The 15940-nt window shown below is 70.0% G+C and carries 16 protein-coding genes; 4 read left to right on the top strand and 12 right to left on the bottom strand.

From position 1 onward, the window contains the following. Window positions 1-184: 184 nt before the first annotated feature. The 7 genes from whiA to QSK35_RS28545 all read right to left on the bottom strand — a co-directional run bounded on the left by whiA (window position 185) and on the right by QSK35_RS28545 (window position 6667). Window positions 185-1171, bottom strand: coding sequence for a DNA-binding protein WhiA (gene whiA, locus QSK35_RS28575; protein WP_285750627.1), 987 nt, complete (start codon window positions 1169-1171; stop codon window positions 185-187). Beyond that, entirely contained in the window at window positions 1162-2133 is a 972-nt protein-coding gene (locus QSK35_RS28570; protein WP_285750626.1) for a gluconeogenesis factor YvcK family protein, read from the bottom strand. Before QSK35_RS28570 ends, whiA begins: the two co-directional genes overlap by 10 nt. Then, on the bottom strand, window positions 2130-2987 hold the full coding sequence (rapZ, locus tag QSK35_RS28565) for an RNase adapter RapZ (protein WP_502881729.1): 858 nt from the start codon (window positions 2985-2987) through the stop codon (window positions 2130-2132). Before rapZ ends, QSK35_RS28570 begins: the two co-directional genes overlap by 4 nt. 112 nt (window positions 2988-3099) lie before the next feature. Beyond that, window positions 3100-4998, bottom strand: a complete 1899-nt coding sequence (gene uvrC, locus QSK35_RS28560) for an excinuclease ABC subunit UvrC (RefSeq protein WP_285750624.1) — start codon at window positions 4996-4998, stop codon at window positions 3100-3102. Window positions 4999-5176: 178 nt separating this feature from the next. Beyond that, on the bottom strand, window positions 5177-5641 hold the full coding sequence (locus QSK35_RS28555) for a Rieske (2Fe-2S) protein (protein ID WP_285750623.1): 465 nt from the start codon (window positions 5639-5641) through the stop codon (window positions 5177-5179). 130 nt (window positions 5642-5771) lie between these two features. Beyond that, entirely contained in the window at window positions 5772-6170 is a 399-nt protein-coding gene (locus tag QSK35_RS28550; RefSeq protein ID WP_285750622.1) for a Rieske (2Fe-2S) protein, read from the bottom strand. Window positions 6171-6181: 11 nt separating this feature from the next. Next, the gene (locus QSK35_RS28545; RefSeq protein ID WP_285750621.1) at window positions 6182-6667 is read right to left on the bottom strand and encodes a hypothetical protein; all 486 of its coding nucleotides are present in this window, start codon (window positions 6665-6667) and stop codon (window positions 6182-6184) included. 430 nt (window positions 6668-7097) lie between these two features. On the opposite strand from QSK35_RS28545, the gene QSK35_RS28540 reads away from it, so the two are divergent. Then, window positions 7098-8483, top strand: coding sequence for a helix-turn-helix domain-containing protein (locus QSK35_RS28540; RefSeq protein ID WP_285750620.1), 1386 nt, complete (start codon window positions 7098-7100; stop codon window positions 8481-8483). Then, window positions 8483-8953: a hypothetical protein gene (locus QSK35_RS28535; protein ID WP_285750619.1), complete on the top strand. Its 471-nt coding sequence runs from the start codon at window positions 8483-8485 to the stop codon at window positions 8951-8953. The genes QSK35_RS28540 and QSK35_RS28535 overlap by 1 nt, the downstream gene beginning before the upstream one ends. Window positions 8954-8992: 39 nt before the next feature. Here QSK35_RS28535 and QSK35_RS28530 read toward each other — a convergent pair whose 3' ends face one another. The 4 genes from QSK35_RS28530 to QSK35_RS28515 all read right to left on the bottom strand — a co-directional run bounded on the left by QSK35_RS28530 (window position 8993) and on the right by QSK35_RS28515 (window position 13432). Further along, entirely contained in the window at window positions 8993-9184 is a 192-nt protein-coding gene (locus QSK35_RS28530) for a S1 RNA-binding domain-containing protein (RefSeq protein ID WP_285750618.1), read from the bottom strand. A 149-nt stretch (window positions 9185-9333) separates the two neighbouring features. Beyond that, the gene (locus tag QSK35_RS28525; protein WP_285750617.1) at window positions 9334-10380 is read right to left on the bottom strand and encodes a hypothetical protein; all 1047 of its coding nucleotides are present in this window, start codon (window positions 10378-10380) and stop codon (window positions 9334-9336) included. A 10-nt stretch (window positions 10381-10390) separates the two neighbouring features. Then, a complete protein-coding gene (locus tag QSK35_RS28520) occupies window positions 10391-11053 on the bottom strand; it encodes a dioxygenase family protein (protein ID WP_285750616.1) in 663 nt (220 codons plus the stop codon). Between the two features lie 63 nt (window positions 11054-11116). Next, complete coding sequence (locus QSK35_RS28515; protein WP_285750615.1) at window positions 11117-13432, bottom strand: ATP-binding protein; 2316 nt, start codon at window positions 13430-13432, stop codon at window positions 11117-11119. A 90-nt stretch (window positions 13433-13522) separates the two neighbouring features. On the opposite strand from QSK35_RS28515, the gene QSK35_RS28510 reads away from it, so the two are divergent. Next, complete coding sequence (locus QSK35_RS28510) at window positions 13523-14494, top strand: helix-turn-helix transcriptional regulator (RefSeq protein WP_285750614.1); 972 nt, start codon at window positions 13523-13525, stop codon at window positions 14492-14494. Here QSK35_RS28510 and QSK35_RS28505 read toward each other — a convergent pair. Beyond that, window positions 14463-14981, bottom strand: a complete 519-nt coding sequence (locus QSK35_RS28505) for a YdcF family protein (RefSeq protein WP_285750613.1) — start codon at window positions 14979-14981, stop codon at window positions 14463-14465. The genes QSK35_RS28510 and QSK35_RS28505 overlap by 32 nt on opposite strands. A gap of 22 nt (window positions 14982-15003) precedes the next feature. Between QSK35_RS28505 and QSK35_RS28500 the strand changes: the two genes are divergently transcribed. Beyond that, the gene (locus tag QSK35_RS28500; protein ID WP_285750612.1) at window positions 15004-15939 is read left to right on the top strand and encodes a sigma-70 family RNA polymerase sigma factor; all 936 of its coding nucleotides are present in this window, start codon (window positions 15004-15006) and stop codon (window positions 15937-15939) included. Window position 15940 lies beyond the last annotated feature (1 nt).

The raw sequence follows: 15940 nt of genomic DNA, 5'->3' as shown, positions 1-15940 counted from the left end.
CTGCCTCAGGTGCGATGCGACGGGAGGGGCACACCACCCCAACGCAACCCACTACGAAACGAAACCACCCAAGGGCCCCTCTTTGAGCTGAGCCGGGGTCCGGGGCGGAGCCCCGAGCACGAAAGCCACCGCGTCAACACAAACGCGACCGACTACGGAAGCCGCCGCGTCAACACAAGAAAGCTCAGACCTCAGCTTCGAGCATGTCCGCGGTAACAGCCGACTCCGTGTCCGGAAGACCGAGATCCTTGGCCCGCTTGTCCGCCATAGCGAGCAACCGCCGAATCCGCCCAGCCACCGCATCCTTCGTCATCTGCGGATCGGACAACTGCCCAAGCTCCTCAAGAGAAGCCTGCCGATGAGCCAACCGCAACTGCCCGGCAGCAGCGAGGTGATCAGGCGCCTCGGGGCCAAGAATCTCCAACGCCCGAGCCACCCGAGCAGCAGCAGCCACAGCCGCCCGAGCCGACCGCCGCAAGTTGGCGTCATCAAAATTGGCCAGCCGGTTGGCGGTAGCGCGAACCTCGCGCCGCATCCGCCGCTCCTCCCAAGCCAACACAGAATCGTGAGCCCCGAGCTTGGTCAGCATCGCGCCGATAGCGTCGCCATCCCTTATCACCACGCGCTCGGCCCCCCGAACCTCCCGGGACTTGGAGCTGATCCCCATCCGCCGAGCAGCCCCAACGAGAGCCAACGCAGCCTCAGGCCCAGGACACGTGACCTCCAGGGACGAAGACCGACCGGGCTCCGTCAGAGACCCGTGCGCCAGGAAGGCACCACGCCAAGCAGCCTCGGCGTCACACACCCCGCCGGACACGACAGGCGCGGGCAACCCACGCACCGGCCGGCCGCGCGGATCGAGCAACCCGGTCTGCCGGGCAAGCCCCTCGCCGTCCTTCACGATCCGCACGACGTAACGGGTCCCCTTGCGGATGCCGTTCGACGAGATCGTGAACACCTCGGCGTGGTGGCCGTAGAGCGCCTGGATCTCCTTGAGCAGGCGGCGCGCCGCGGAGCCGAGGTCCAGTTCCGCCTCGACGACGACGCGGCCGGACACGATGTGCAGCCCGCCGGCGAAGCGCAGCAGGGAGGACACCTCAGCCCGGCGGCAACAGGTCTTCGAGACGGCCAGCCTGCTCAGCTCGTCCTTGACCGCCGAGGTCATCGCCACGTGCCCGTTCCTCCCACTTCGGTCTTCCCCAGAACCTCGAGAAGACAGCCTGCCAATGCGCCTGGATCGTGTCGCTCGGCGGCGTCCGGGGCGGCGATCCTGGCCAGGTGCGTCCGGGCCCCCAGAGCGGACGCGGCTCGGGTCAACCGGTCCGGAGTCGGGACCGAGTCGACGTCGGCGATCACCGCGTCCACCCGGAGGCCGGGTGCGTGCTCGCAGAGTACGTCCAGATGCCGTTCGGGAGAGAAACCTTCAGTTTCGCCCGGTTGGGGGACGAGATTGAGCACGAGGACCTTCTTGGCGGGCGTTCGGAGCAGCGCGTCGTGCAGTTCTGGCACGAGCAAATGGGGCAACACGCTGGTGAACCATGATCCGGGGCCGAGTAGCACGAGATCGGCGCCGAGTACAGCCTCGACCGCCTGCGGGCAGCCGACAGGTCGCCCTATCGGGGCACTCAAGCGGATGCGTTGCACCAGTCCGGGTGTCGTCGCGATCGCGACCTGACCGCGGATCCGGCGCACCACCTCCGCGTCCTCGTCGAGGCCCTTCACGTCCGCCTCGATGTTCAACGGCGAGTTGCACATCGGCAGCACGCGGCCCTTCACGCCGAGCAGGCGGCACGCCACGTCCAGCACCCGCACCGGGTCGCCGAGCTGCTCCAGCAGCCCGGCCAGCACGAGGTTGCCCACCGCGTGACCCGCCAGCGCGCCGGTGCCGCCGAAGCGGTGCCGGAAGAGCTCCGTCCACAGCTGGCTCTCGGGGTCCTCCCCCGCCAGCGCGGCCATGGCCTTGCGCAGGTCACCGGGTGGCAGCAGGGACAGCTCCCGCCGCAACCGGCCGGACGAGCCGCCATCGTCCGCGACGGTGACCACGGCCGTCACGTCCTCGGTGACCTGCCGCAACGCCGAGAGCGTGGCGTGCAGGCCGTGACCTCCGCCAAGAGCGACTGCAGAAAAACTCACTCGCGCCCCAGATCCCGGTGGACGACCTTGACCGCCATGCCGTCCTCGGCGGCCAGGCGCGACGCCAGCTCCTCGGACAGCGCGACGCTGCGGTGCTTGCCGCCGGTGCAGCCGATCGCGAGCGTCAGGTACCGCTTGCCCTCGCGCCGGTAGCCGGCACCGATCAGGCGCAGCAGCTCGTGGTAGCGGTCGAGGAACTCCTCGGCGCCCTCCTGCGACAGCACGTAGTTGCGCACCTCGCCGTCCAGGCCGGTGAACTCGCGCAGCTCCGGAATCCAGAACGGGTTCGGCAGGAACCGGACGTCCATCACGAGGTCGGCGTCCATCGGCAGGCCGTACTTGTAGCCGAACGACAGCACGGTCACCCTGGTCCGCTGCGCCGACTCGGTGCCGAACGTGTCCTCGATCTTGGCGCGCAGCTGGTGCACCGACAGCGCGCTCGTGTCGAGCACCAAGTCCGCTTCCTCGCGCAACGGCGTCAGCAGGATCCGCTCGGCCTCGATGCCGTCGGCGAGCCTGCCGTCACCCTGCATGGGGTGACCGCGCCGGACCGCCTCGAAGCGGCGGATCAGCACGTCGTCGGTCGCCTCCAGGAACAACACCTTCGGCTTGTAGCCGCGGGCGTCGAGGTCCTTGATGATCGACGCGAGGTCCTCGGTGAACGCACGGCTGCGCACGTCCATGACGACCGCGACCCTGGTGATCGCGCCGCGCGCCTGCGCGCCGAGCTCGACCATCGTCGCGATCAGCTCGGGTGGCAGGTTGTCCACCACGAACCAGCCCAGGTCTTCCAGGCACTTGGCGGCCGTACTACGGCCCGCGCCGGACAGCCCGGTCACCACGGCGACTTCGATGCCGGACTTCTCCGCGTTCACGACTGTGACTCCCCTTGACTCGGTTCGTCCCGCGGCTCCCCCTGCGGGCTCGCGGGCATTACAACACCAGACGTGCCGTGCCGTGTGGTGATCACGACTTCGGCCCTTCCTGGCTCAATGTTGCGTGTACTGCTTCGGCGGTGCGCCGGCCCACGCCCGGCACCCCGCTGATCTCCTCGACACTCGCCTGGCGCAGCTTGCGCACCGAGCCGAAGTGCTTCAACAGCGCGGCTTTCCTGGTCTCCCCGAGACCGGGAACGCCGTCGAGCGCCGACGCCGTCATCCTCGTCGAACGCTTCTGCCGGTGGTACGCGATCGCGAACCGGTGTGCCTCGTCACGCACCCGCTGCAGCAGGTATAGGCCCTCGCTGGTGCGCGGGAGGATCACCGGGTCCGGCTCGCCCGGCAGCCAGACCTCCTCGAGCCGTTTGGCCAGACCGACCACCGCGACGTCCGTGATGCCCAGCTCGGCCAGCACGTCCGCCGCCACCGCGGCCTGCGGCGCACCACCGTCGACGACCAGAAGATTCGGTGGATACGCGAACTTCCGCGCCCGGCCGGTCTCCGGGTCGATGCCGGGCGTCGGACCGTCGGTGGTCTCCCGCAGCATCGCCTGGAACCGGCGTCGCACGACCTCGGCGATCGAGCCGACATCGCCCTGCTGGGCGCCCTCGCGGACGGCGAACCGGCGGTACTCGGACTTGCGCGCGAGCCCGTCCTCGAACACCACGAGCGACGCGACGACGTCCGTGCCCTGCACGTGGCTGACGTCCACGCACTCGATGCGCAGCGGCGCGGTGTCCAGCGCCAGCGCGTCCTGGATCTCCTGCAACGCGGCCGAGCGCGCGGTGATGTCACCAGCACGCTTGAGCTTGTGCTGCGCGAACGCCTCGGCGGCGTTGCGCGCCACCGTCTCCATCAGCGCGCGCTTGTCACCCCGTTGCGGCACGCGGAGTTGGACCTTCGCGCCGCGCTGGACGGACAGCCACTTCTGCAGCGCCTCGGCGTCGTCCGGCACCTCCGGGACGAGCACCTCGCGCGGCACGGACTCGGTGTCCTCGCCGTAGAACTGGGTGACGAACTGGTCGACGAGAGCCTTGTCGTCCAGCTCCTCGACCTTGTCCAGCACCCACCCGCGCTGGCCGCGCACCCGGCCGCCGCGCACGTGGAACACCTGGACGGCGACCTCCAGGTCGTCCTGCGCGAACGCCACGACGTCGGCGTCCGTGCCATCGCCGAGCACCACGGCCTGTTTCTCCATGGCCCGGCGCAACGCCGCGAGATCGTCGCGCAGCCGGGCCGCCCGTTCGAACTCCAGCGCGTCGGACGCGGCGGCCATCTCGCGTTCCAGCCGCTTGATCATGTGGTCGGTCTTGCCCGCGAGGAAGTCGCAGAAGTCTTCAACGATTTCGCGATGCTCCTCGGCCGTCACCTTGCCGACGCACGGCGCGGAGCACTTGTCGATGTAGCCGAGCAGGCACGGCCGGCCGATCTCGCCGTGCCGCTTGAACACGCCCGCCGAACACGTGCGCGCGGGGAAGACCCGCAGCAGCAGATCCAGCGTTTCCCTGATGGCCCAGGCGTGTGCGAACGGCCCGAAGTAGCGGACGCCCTTCTTGCGCGCGCCGCGGTAGACGTGCAGCCGCGGGAACTCCTCGTGCAGCGTGACCGCCAGCACCGGATAGGACTTGTCGTCGCGGTACCGGACGTTGAACCGCGGGTCGAACTCCTTGATCCAGTTGTACTCGAGCTGGAGTGCCTCGACCTCGGTGCTGACGACGGTCCACTCGACACTCGCGGCCGTCGTGACCATCTGGCGGGTGCGCGGGTGCAGGCCGGCGAGGTCCGCGAAGTACGAGTTGAGCCTGCCGCGCAAGCTTTTCGCCTTGCCGACGTAGACGACCCGCCCCCCGGCGTCACGGAACTTGTAGACGCCGGGAGCTTCGGGAATCGTGCCCACAGGGGGGCGGTACGTCGACGGATCTGCCACGAACCCCAGCCTAGTGACTGGGTCTGACAGTGTTGATGGCCGCTGCTCCGCAGACGGCGGCGAGGTCGCCAGGAAGTCGGTCGTCCGGCCACCGGTTTTCGCCGAACGGGGCTCCGCTGGCGCTCCGCCCGGTTCGACGAAAACGGGTGACCGGACGACCGACGCGACCTCGCAACCCTCAGGCCAGGAAGACCTGGTCGTTCTGCACTTTCACCGCGATCGAGGTCAGTCCCTTGGTCGCCGGGCCCTGCTTCAACGAGCCGTCGGCCGCGCCGAACTGGCTGCCGTGGCTGGGGCACGTGATCGTGCCGCCCTCGGGCTCACCGACGATGCTGCCCTGGTGCGGGCACGTCGCGTTGAACGCCTTGACCTCGGTCGCCGACGTGCGGGCGATCACGATCTTGCCGCCGTTCGGGTTGTCGACGACCGCGCCGCCGCCCTCGGGGACGTCCGCCAGCGCGATCAGGGCGCTCGCGGAGGGATTCCCCCGGCCGGTGGGCGGCGATCCGGTGCTGCCGTTGTCCGGGTTGCTGGTGGGACCGGAAGCGGAACCGGTTCCGGGGCTCGGGGTCGAACCGCTCGAGCAGGCCGTGGTGATCAGGCCGCTGGGCACGGCGAGCGCGACCGCGATTCCGCACAGCATGGACCGACGGTTGGTCTGACTTGGGGAGTTCAAGACCGGTCCTCCGTGGTGGTGGATGCGTTCACCCAGAAGGTACGAACTTGTACTTCGAAAAGTTCAGACCAACACAAGATCCACAGGATCCACACAGCTATGCCAGCAAGAGATCTCCACCTGAACGAGTGATCGCCACCTCGGTCAGACCGCGGGGTGCCGGGCCCTTCGTCACCGCGCCGGAGGAGGCGTCGAAGGTGCTGCCGTGCAGCGGGCACGTGATCACGCCGCGGGCGGGCGGGTTCACCAGCGACCCGACGTGCGGGCACGTGGGGTTGAACGCCCGGAACTGCCCCTCGGAGGGCTGCACGAGAAGCAGTTGGGCGTTGCCGGGAAGGTCGATGAGCTTGCCACTGCCGACGGCGATGTCGGCAGTCGAGGCAAGGCGGTCACCAGGACGGGCGGTCCCGACACCACCGGTCTTGGTCGGGGCGGACCCGCCGCAGGCCGTCAAGGCAGCTCCGGCGAGCCCGCATAGCAGGGCGCGGCGATCCACCCCGCGATTATTTAACGGCGGTCCTCCGCGGTGGCCTGGCGGGCCAGCGCGAGCACGGCGGTGAAGGGCGGGAACCAGTGCCTGCTGTGTGACGGCGGGTTGGCCCAGCGCAGCGAGCCGTACCTGGTCATCGTCGGTGGGAGCGCGATCCGGTGCGGTGACCGGACGAACTGCACCTCCGGCGGCGCCTTCAGGTGCGTCGGCAGCAGGGCGACCAGCTCGGCGAGGAAGACCCAGTGCTCACGCGGGCCGGGGATGACCGTGACGGGTCCGGCCAGCATGCGCGACTTGAGGTCCGCCAGCACCCGCGAACCGATGCGGGCCGGCATCGCCAGGGCTGTCGTCGCGGGGCCGAGCGGAAGGAAGACACCCTGCTCGGTCACCGACACCTGCCACCCGAGCAGGCGGTAGCCGGCCACGGCTTCACCGATCAGCCGGTCGTGCCCTCTGTTCTGTGGAATCCCGGAAGTTCCGGTTTCCGCGGTAGTGAGTGTCATCGGCGACGTCCTCCCCGGTGGTGGGTCAGGCACTGGTCACAGATGAAGGGGATCGGCCCGTCACCTGCTGATGTGCAGGGTGCGTCCCAGTTGTCGACAACACCATTCGGCCGGCGGATCGGCTTCATGCAGCGGATGCATCAAGCTGATCCACCGCACGGGTGAGCGGTCGTTGCGACACGCCACTCATTACGACTTATGCATGAGATGCATGGACTCCTGATCACCATTCATTACACTCTTAACACGCTCAGTGACGGGGGCGATGCGGATGGCTGGTAGGAGACCCACCACCAGGCGCGCTTGCCCGTGTGGAGCGTTCATCGCGGCCGACAACACGGATCGCTTGTGTCACCGGTGCCGGCGCAACGCGCGAGCAGACGTCCACGGCCCGCCGGAGGTACCGGACTCGTTCTGGGACCACCCGGCGATGCAGGCCGCGTTCACCGACCGCGACATGGGTGCGGTGATCTCCGCGTACCGGCACAACCCGCAGCACGTCAGCAGGGTGACTCAGGATCGCATGGCGGCCTGGCTGGGCATCAGCCAGGCGCAGCTGTCCCGCTACGAGTCCGGGGAGAACCCGATCGAGCGACTGGACAAGCTGCGGCACTTCGCGCAGGTGATGCGCGTACCGACTGAACGGCTGTGGTTCGACCGCGCCGTCATCCCAAGCCAAGCGGGCCCCGAGAGCGCGGCTCCGCCCGATGTGCTCGCGGCTCCGTGGGACGCGACGAGCATTGCCCGTTCGGTCGAGGAGACGGCGAGGAGCGACTTGGCGATCAGCAGACGAGCGGCGCTCACGGGAGCCGCCGCGGTGACGGTGGGATCCGCACTGGTCGAGCCGCTGCAGCGGTGGTTGCACCCGCTGCAGAACTTCTCGCGTTGGTCGTCGGCATCGGCGATCAGTGAGGAGGAGCTCGTCGCGATGCAGCATGTCGCGGACGGGCTGCGCGGCTGGGGAGGCCGGGGCGGATACGGGTTGGCGCGCAAGGCCGTCCTCGGTCAGCTCGACGAGCTGGCCGAACGACTGCAGCGGGCGCCGGCGGGCCCGACGACGGAGCGGGCGTTCTTCATCGGCGCGGAACTGTCCAAAGTGGCGGCGAGCATGTCGTTCGACGCGGGGCTGCACGACGCGGCCCAGCGTTACTACGTGCTGGCGGTCCGGATGGCGAAGGCCGGCCACAACGACGGTTTCGCAGCATTGTGTTTGGCAGCGATGGCGAGGCAGATGTTCGACCTGGGCCGCGCGGACGACGGACTGGACCTGGTGCAGCTCGGCCAGTACGGAACCCGCCGGACCGGTACACCGACGCTCCGGGCGCTGCTGCTCACACGCGAGGCGTGGGCGTACGCGCAAATGGGTCAGGTGCGCGAGTTCCACCACGCGGTCGGCATGGCTCAGGACAGCTTCGCGCGCCGGGACACGGCGAACGAGCCGCAGTTCCTGCGCAGTTTCGACGAGGCGGAACTGGAAGGCGTGATCGGCGCGAGGTGCCGCGACCTGGCGGTGCACGACCCGAAGCAGGCGGTGTACGCGGAACAACACATCCGCCGCGCACTGGAACTGCGTGACCCGTCCAAGGTGCGCAACCGGGCGTTCGACGTGATCGGCCTGGCCCGCACGAAGATGGTCGCGGGTGACCCGGAGGCCGCCTGCGGCCTGATCAACGAGGTGCTGCCGACCGCGGCGAAACTCTCGTCCGGCCGCGTGCTGCGCAAGCTGCAGGACTTCGCCAAGGAGGCGTCCAGGCACCGTCACCTCAAGGCGGTGCAGGACACCACGGAGGCGATCCGCGCCATCCGGACGGCTTGATGCGGGTCGGCATCACCGGGCACAGCAACCTCGTGCCGACGTGCGTTCCCCTGGTGCGCCAAGGAATCCTCAACGTGCTCGGGCAGTTCCCGCCACCTGTGGTCGGCGTGACCTGCCTGGCACCGGGGGCGGACCAGGTGTTCGCGCGCGCCGTGCTCGACGTCGGCGGCGCGGTCGAGGTCGTGCTGCCCGCATTGGACTATCGGGACAAGCTGAAGCCGCACCAGGTGGACGAGTACGACGAACTGCGGTCGCGGGCGACCGTGGTTTCCGTGCTGCCGCTGCAGTATTCGGGGCGCAACGCATATGTGGCCGCGAACCAGCGCATGCTGGCGAGCGTCGAGCTGCTCATCGCGGTGTGGGACGGGCAGCCCGGCGGGCGTGGTGGGACAGCTGAAGTCGTTGAGGAGGCACAGGCTTCCGGCGTGCCCGTCGAGGTCGTGTGGCCCGACGGTGCGAAGCGAGGGTGAAGCTCCGTCGCGCGCCGGAGCCACACACTTGCTCAGAAACTAGGCCAGCTCGAGGCTGAACCGCTGCTTCTCGTCGTCCACGGCAAGGACACGGACCTGGACGGTCGCCCCTTCAACGGGCTGCTGACCATGCAGTAGTCCGTGCTTCCCGTTCGGGTGTTCGACGAACGCCCCGAACGGGAGCACCTTGACCACGGTGCCGGAGAAGACCTCTCCAACAGTGGGATTCATGCGCATTCACCTCCTCTCCCGCGCATCGGTCCACAACGGACACAACGCGGAGGGAGGCGGGCCGCGGATCAAGCCGCGGCCGGGCGACCGTTCTGTGCACGGCCTGAGGCCGACCCGGCAGTCATGAAAACGACCCTACACCACCGAACCTAGCGAGTTCGAGTGATTACCGGCACGAGGTCGCCCTGATGCGAGATGCCGACGGCCCACAGGCCCGAAGACCCAGGGACCCCGGAGAACCCGCGCACCACGAGGTCCGGCGCGGACACCCGCGTCCACGCGCGCAACACCGGGTGGTACCGCAGCAACACGGTCACCGCACCCTTGCCACCGACCGCGTACACCGATCCGTCACCGGTGGCCGTCACGGCCCGCAGCCGGCCGTCCGCGATCGGAGGCGTCCGGGTCACGGCCCACTGACGCCCGTCCCAGCGCGCGGCGAACGGACGGTCGGCGGCACCGGAGTTGCTGCCGCCCACGGCGAAGAGCTCACCACCGGACGCGTACAGGCCCGAGATCCACGTGTGCGCACCCGGCACGGACGGCGACGAGACGCGCTGCCACGAGACACCGTCGAAGTGGACGACCAGAGAGGTCTGCGGCGTGCCCGCGGCGAACCCGGCGGCCCAGATGTTGTTGGGCGCCACCGCGACCACGGACTGCAGCGCGCCGATCCCCAGGTCGGGCAAGGACACCCGGCTCCACGCCGTGCCGTTCCACGCGTATGCGACGGGATGCTGGTCCTTCACCGAGTCGTTGACCAGCCGCCCGACCACCCACGCCTGACCGGAAGGCACCGAGTCGAGCGACTCCGGCATGAAGTAGCCGTCCGAGGCGGGCGGGAACGAAGCGGCCGACCACGTGGACCCGTTCCAGTGCTGCACACCGTCACCGATGGTCCAGATGTCCGAGGGCGACCGGACTTCCAGCCCGAACGGGAAGCTGTCGCGCGGCAGCTCGGACTCCTGCGCCCACGAGGAACCGTTCCAGCGCAACGCGACCGGACGGGCCTCGTTGTCGGAGACCAGCCGGTAGCCGACGGCCCACGCGCGCTGGGCGTCGAGGGCGGCGACGGCGGTGATGTCGCCCTTCTCGACCCCGGAGGGCGTCGGCGTCCACCCGCGGGCGGACGCCGACGCCGACGCAGGGGCAACGGCGACGATCAGGGAGACCGCGACCAGGATTCGCGTGAACATCAAACCCTCCTCAGGCCGAAGTCTTGATGACGAAGTCGAAACGGCCGGCGTAGCGCCCGCCGCGCAGCGGCCCGAGCGTGATCACGCAGGCGCGGTTGAAGAACTGGTCGCCCGCGTTGTGGGCGGCGAAGTCACGGCCGTAGGCCTGCGTGTCGTCCGGGAAGTACAGCTGCGTCACCAGCACGGGGCCGTTCGGCGCCTGCACCTGCACGTGGATGTGCGCGCCGCGGCGGCCCCATCTGCCCCAGTAGTCGCGCGGGACGATGGTGTCGAGCTTGTACCCACCGGAGGCGTCGGTCAGCTGGTGGCCGCGCAGGGAGAAACCGACCTCGTCGTAGTCGCCGTGCTGGTCGCACTGCCAGAAGTCGATCAGCACACCGGGCAGCGGCTTGCACTCGCGGTCGTACACGACACCGCGCAACGACAGGAACACGCCGGTGATGCCCGGCGTCACCAGGTTCGTGCGCTCCGGGGAGTTCGGCTTGAACAGGGGACCCTCGACCGACGACGGCGTCTCGTGACCCGAGCACGACGGCGTGATCGGCAACGGCGCGTCGCTGGGCCGGGGCGCCGCGTACGTCGGCGCGCTGGCGGCGGCCGCGATGGCCACGGACGTCACGCCCAGCGCTCCGGACTTCATGAACGCGCGCCTGGACGGGTCTTGCGGTGGCATGGGACCTCCTCGCAGGGAATCTGGCGATTCGAGCCAAGCGACGAGGAAGCGCGACCACATCTATCAAGCGGTCACGTCACGAAACGCGGATTCCTTCACCCACAGGGCGATCCGGGTGCGTGTTCGCAGGCCAAGCTTGTCGCGGATGCTGTTGAGATGCGTCGCGACGGTGCCGGTTGAGACGGCGAGCCGAGCCGCGATCTCCCGGTTCGTGCGCCCGGCCGCGACCAGCCGCGCGATCTCGAACTCGCGTGGGCTCAACGGCCCGTCCCGATCGGAGTTCAACGCGTACGCCACGAGCTCCTCGCCGCGCAGCCGCCGCCCGGACGTCTCGGCGGCCGTCACCGCGGAGCTGGACAGCCTGCCGCGCGCCTGCGTGATCGCGTCGCCCACCACGCGCCGCCAATACACCTCGGGTGGACGCTGCGACGTCTCCCGCACCCGCGCGACCGCCGCCGCGAGCCGCAGGGCCCGCCGCGCGTCACCCGAGGCGGCAGCCGTCACCGCGAGGCCTTCCATGGAGTACAACGAGAACGGGCTCGACAACGTCGACGCCCGCAGTGCCTCCGTGAACGCGGCCTCGGCGACGTCCCACTCCCCCGTGCCGAGCCGGATCGCGCCCTCCGTGTGCAACGCGGCCGGCAGGTGTTGCGGTGTCGCGTCCGCCCGCAGCACCTCCACCGCGTCAGCCAGCACCTCGGCCGCCGCGGCGACCTCACCGCTCTGCACCAACGCCCACGAGAGCCGGTTGCGCGCGATCGCCGCGTCCACCGGCCGCCCGCGCGACTCGACGATCTCCAGGCACTCCCGGTACGACGCCACCGCCGCCGTGTGCTCGCCGCTGCACAGCAACGCGAGGGCGCGTGCGTCCAGGGCGTTGGCCAGACCGTCCGGGCAGCCGCGGCCGCGGGCCAGCCGCACCGCCTCCTCCGCCAGCGGGGCGCCCGTCTCGTGCTCCCCCTGCAGGCACGCCAGCACTGCCGACAACGACAACACATCGCCGCGCGACTCGGAGTCCGGCACCCGCTCGAGCACCTCGGCGATCAACTGCCGAGCCGGCGTGATCTGTCCCTGCCGGTACCAGCACCGCACGAGCGCGACGGCGAGCACCACCTCCGGTTCTCCGGAAGTACAGGCCACCGCCGCGGCGAGGTTCTCCTGTTCCCGGCACAGCTCGCGGCCCAGCTCCTCGCCGAGCACCAGCGTCCCGCACACCGGGCCGGCCAGCCGCACCAGCCAGTCCACCGCCCGGTTCTGGACCATCGTCAGCTCACCGGACTCGACGAGCCGGTCGAACGCGTAGGCCCGGATCACGTTGAGCTGCCGGAACCGCCCGGTGTCGCGCATCCGCACGACGAGGGACTTCGCCTCCAGGTTGCACACCAGCCGCGCCACGGCGTCGGCCTCAATGCCCTCGCCCGCGCACACCGCCGTGGCGCCCGCGAGGTCGAACCCGCCCGCGAGCACGGCGAGCCGCCGGAACACGACGCGCTCGGCGGGGTCGAGCAGCCGGTCGCTCCACTCGATCGCCGCCGCCAGCTCGCGGTGGCGCGCGGGCGCTGTTCGCGCGCCATCGGTGAGGAGCTGCACGTGCAGCCCGCCGAGGATCTGGTCGAACGAGAGCGCTCCCGCGCGCCGGGCGGCGAGCTCGATCGCGAGCGGCAGCCCGTCGAGCCGGCGGCAGATCCACCCCAGCACCAAGGCGTTCTCGTCGGTGAGCTCGACGTCCGGATCGGCCGCGCGGGCCCGGTCCAGGAACAGCTGCACCGCTTCGGACCGCAGGAGCTCGGCGCGGTCCTCGGCGTTCGGCGCGGGCAGCGACAGCGCGCCGACCCGGTACACGACCTCGCCGGGCACCCGCAGCGCTTCCCGGCTCGTGGTCACGATGCGCAGGCCGGGGCAGCGCTTCAGCAGTTCGTCGACGAGCAGCGCGCACGGTTCGGCGAGGTGCTCGCAGTTGTCCAGCACGAGCAGCACCCGCCGCTCGCCGGTGGCCCGCACGAGTGCGTCGATCATCGTGACGCCACCGCGTTCGTCCGCGCCGAACGCCGCGGCGACCGCGGGTAACAGGTGCTCCGCGTCGGCGATGGAGTCCAGCTCCACCAGCCGGGCGGCCGCGTCGCCGTTGACGAGCTCCAGCACCAGCCGGGTCTTGCCGACCCCGCCGGGCCCGACGAGCGTGACGAGCCGGTTGGACCTGACCAGCGCGCGCAGCTTGCTCAGATCGCGGTCGCGGCCGACGAGTCCTTCCAGCCGCGCCACGGGTTGCCGATGGCGCCGGTGCCCGCGCTGCCGGCAGGTGTCCGAGCAGTACTTGGCCGGTCTGCCGCCGCGGGGCTGGAGCGCGACGCCGCAGATCTCACACGTCCTCGCCGTCACCCACGGAAGCCTAGTAGCTGTCCGTATCGAGACGAATACCTCAAGTATTTGCGGACACGTCTTGTCCGCGATGCGTGCCAGACTGCGCGCATGCTCGAGACGTCCGCACGGTTGCTCAAACTGCTGTCCCTGCTCCAGGTCCGCCGCGACTGGACGGGACCGGAGCTCGCGGGCCGCCTCGGCGTGGACGTGCGCACGATCCGCCGTGACGTGGACAAGCTGCGCAGCCTCGGCTACCCGGTCAACTCCGTGCCCGGCGTCGCCGGCGGCTACCAGCTCGGCGCGGGCGCGGAGCTGCCGCCGTTGCTGCTGGACGACGACGAGGCCGTCGCGGTCGCGGTGGGGTTGCGCACGGCCGCGAACGGCACCATCACGGGCATCGAGGAGACGTCCGTGCGGGCGCTGGCGAAGCTCGAACAGGTGCTGCCGTCCCGGTTGCGGCGTCGCGTCCAGGCGCTGCAGGTGCACACGACGCCGCTGACGTCCGCCGGCCCGACCGTGGACGCCGAGGCGCTGACCGTGATCGCCGGCGCGTGCCGTGACCACCAGCAGCTGCGCTTCGGCTACACCGGCGGCACCGAGCCGCGCAGGTTGGTGGAACCGCACGGGCTCGTGCACACCGGCCGCCGCTGGTACCTCGTCGCATGGGACGTCATCCGCAAGGACTGGCGGACCTTCCGTGTCGACCGGATCGAAGGCGTCCCCACGCTCGCCGGCCGGTTCACCCCGCGCACGCCGCCGTTCGACGACCTCGCGTCGTACGTGTCCCGCCAGGTCGCCTCGTCCCCCTACACGTACCAGGCGGTGCTGGTCGTCCACGCGCCGCTCGCGGTGGTCGCCCAGCGCACCACACCCACGTCGGTGCAACTGGAGGAGATCGACGCGGACACCTGCCTGCTGCGGTCCGGTGCGGAGTCACTGACCACCATCGCGTTCCACCTGATGCACCTCGACCTCGAGTTCGACGTGCTGGAACCGCCGGAGCTCATCGACCACATGCGCGAGCTGTCGCAACGGCTGGCGCGCTCGGTCAGCAGGAGCGGTCGAACACCAGCGCCTTGACCGTGCTGCCCCACTGGTACGGGATCTGCCGGAACCAGTACCACCCCGGCAGCGGCGACGTGGCCACGTACACCTCACCGGGGAAGCAGCGCCGCACCCACAACCGCGCGCGCCACGCGTGATCCGGCGTGGTGACGAGGATGACCGACGTCCAGTGGTGTTCACGGGCGAGTTCCGCGATCGCCTGCCCCTCGGCCTTGGTGTCGTAGGCGTGCAAGCACAGGACCTTCACGTCCTGAGGAGCGGGCAGGCAGGAGTTCGTCCCCGCCTCCCGCTCGGTCGTCGACTGGACCAGGAACGGCGCTTTGCCTTGCCGCGCAAGCTCCAGCGCCGCGTCGTCGCGGATGCCCGGACCGCCCAGCTCGACGATCGCGTCGGCGCGGTCCGGCAACGGGTCGAGGCCGGGGAAGACGAACAGGCGCAGCGTCGCGCCGGTGAACAGGACGAGCACGACCGCGAGAACGATCAGTACTCGCCGCTTTGTCACCCCCGAAGTCTATTGTCGGCACATGACCCTGGTCAGCGAGGACTTCACGCGTCTTGCCGACCCGTTTCGGCGGGAGCTGCTCGCCCACTGCTACCGGATGCTCGGCTCGGTGCACGACGCCGAGGACCTGGTGCAGGAGACGTACCTGCGCGCCTGGAAGGCATACGGCTCGTTCGAGGGCCGTTCGTCGGTGCGCACGTGGCTGTACCGGATCGCGACCAACGTGTGCCTCACGGCGCTGGACAGCCGTACCCGCCGCCCGCTGCCCGCCGGCATCGGCGCCTCGTACGGCCCGGACGACCAGCTGACCGAGGACCACGAGGTCCCGTGGCTGGAGCCGATCCCGACCGACCCGGCCGACGTCGTGACGGCCCGGCAGTCCACGCGCCTGGCGTTCGTCGCGGCGCTGCAGCTGTTGCCGCCGCGGCAACGGGCCGTGCTGATCCTGCGCGACGTACTGAAGTGGTCCGCCACCGAGACCGCCGAACAGCTGGAGATGACCGTCGCCGCGGTCAACAGCGCGTTGCAACGCGCCCGCACGCAGGTCGGCTCGCTCTCGGAGGACGACGTCGTCGAACCGTCGTCCGCCGAGGAGCGCGCGGTGCTCGACCGGTGGGTGACCGCGTTCGAGGCCAAGGACATCCCCGCGATCGTGTCGATGTTCACCAAGGACGTCGTCTGGGAGATGCCGCCCTACCCCGGCTGGTACCTCGGGCCGGAGATGGTCGCGTGGCACCTCACCAACCAGTGCCCGGCGGTGCCGGGCGGGTCGCGGATGCTGGCGGTCACGGCGAACGGTCAGCCGGCGTACGGGTTGTACCTGCGTGCTCCGGACGGCGAGTTCCGGCCGTTCAACCTGCAGGTGCTGACTTTGACGAAGGACGGCATCAGCCATGTGGCGTCGTTCTTCGATCTGCGGCTGTTCGCCAGGTTCGGGCTGCCGGAAACGGCCCGGTAAA

The organism is Lentzea sp. NBRC 105346 (genome assembly GCF_030269605.1).
Lineage (GTDB): Bacteria > Actinomycetota > Actinomycetes > Mycobacteriales > Pseudonocardiaceae > Lentzea.
Note: the sequence above shows the minus strand (reverse complement) of the source record. Positions and strands in the feature narration are given on the sequence as shown.

Bases quoted from the DNA above. Each gene is read 5' to 3' on its own strand.
- QSK35_RS28555 (WP_285750623.1), bottom strand. From the start codon at position 5,641: ATGCTGTGCGGAATCGCGGTCGCGCTCGCCGTGCCCAGCGGCCTGATC.
- QSK35_RS28545 (WP_285750621.1), bottom strand. From the start codon at position 6,667: ATGACACTCACTACCGCGGAAACCGGAACTTCCGGGATTCCACAGAAC.
- QSK35_RS28540 (WP_285750620.1), top strand. From the start codon at position 7,098: ATGCAGGCCGCGTTCACCGACCGCGACATGGGTGCGGTGATCTCCGCG.
- QSK35_RS28535 (WP_285750619.1), top strand. From the start codon at position 8,483: ATGCGGGTCGGCATCACCGGGCACAGCAACCTCGTGCCGACGTGCGTT.
- QSK35_RS28530 (WP_285750618.1), bottom strand. From the start codon at position 9,184: ATGAATCCCACTGTTGGAGAGGTCTTCTCCGGCACCGTGGTCAAGGTG.
- QSK35_RS28525 (WP_285750617.1), bottom strand. From the start codon at position 10,380: ATGTTCACGCGAATCCTGGTCGCGGTCTCCCTGATCGTCGCCGTTGCC.
- QSK35_RS28520 (WP_285750616.1), bottom strand. From the start codon at position 11,053: ATGCCACCGCAAGACCCGTCCAGGCGCGCGTTCATGAAGTCCGGAGCG.
- QSK35_RS28510 (WP_285750614.1), top strand. From the start codon at position 13,523: ATGCTCGAGACGTCCGCACGGTTGCTCAAACTGCTGTCCCTGCTCCAG.
- QSK35_RS28500 (WP_285750612.1), top strand. From the start codon at position 15,004: ATGACCCTGGTCAGCGAGGACTTCACGCGTCTTGCCGACCCGTTTCGG.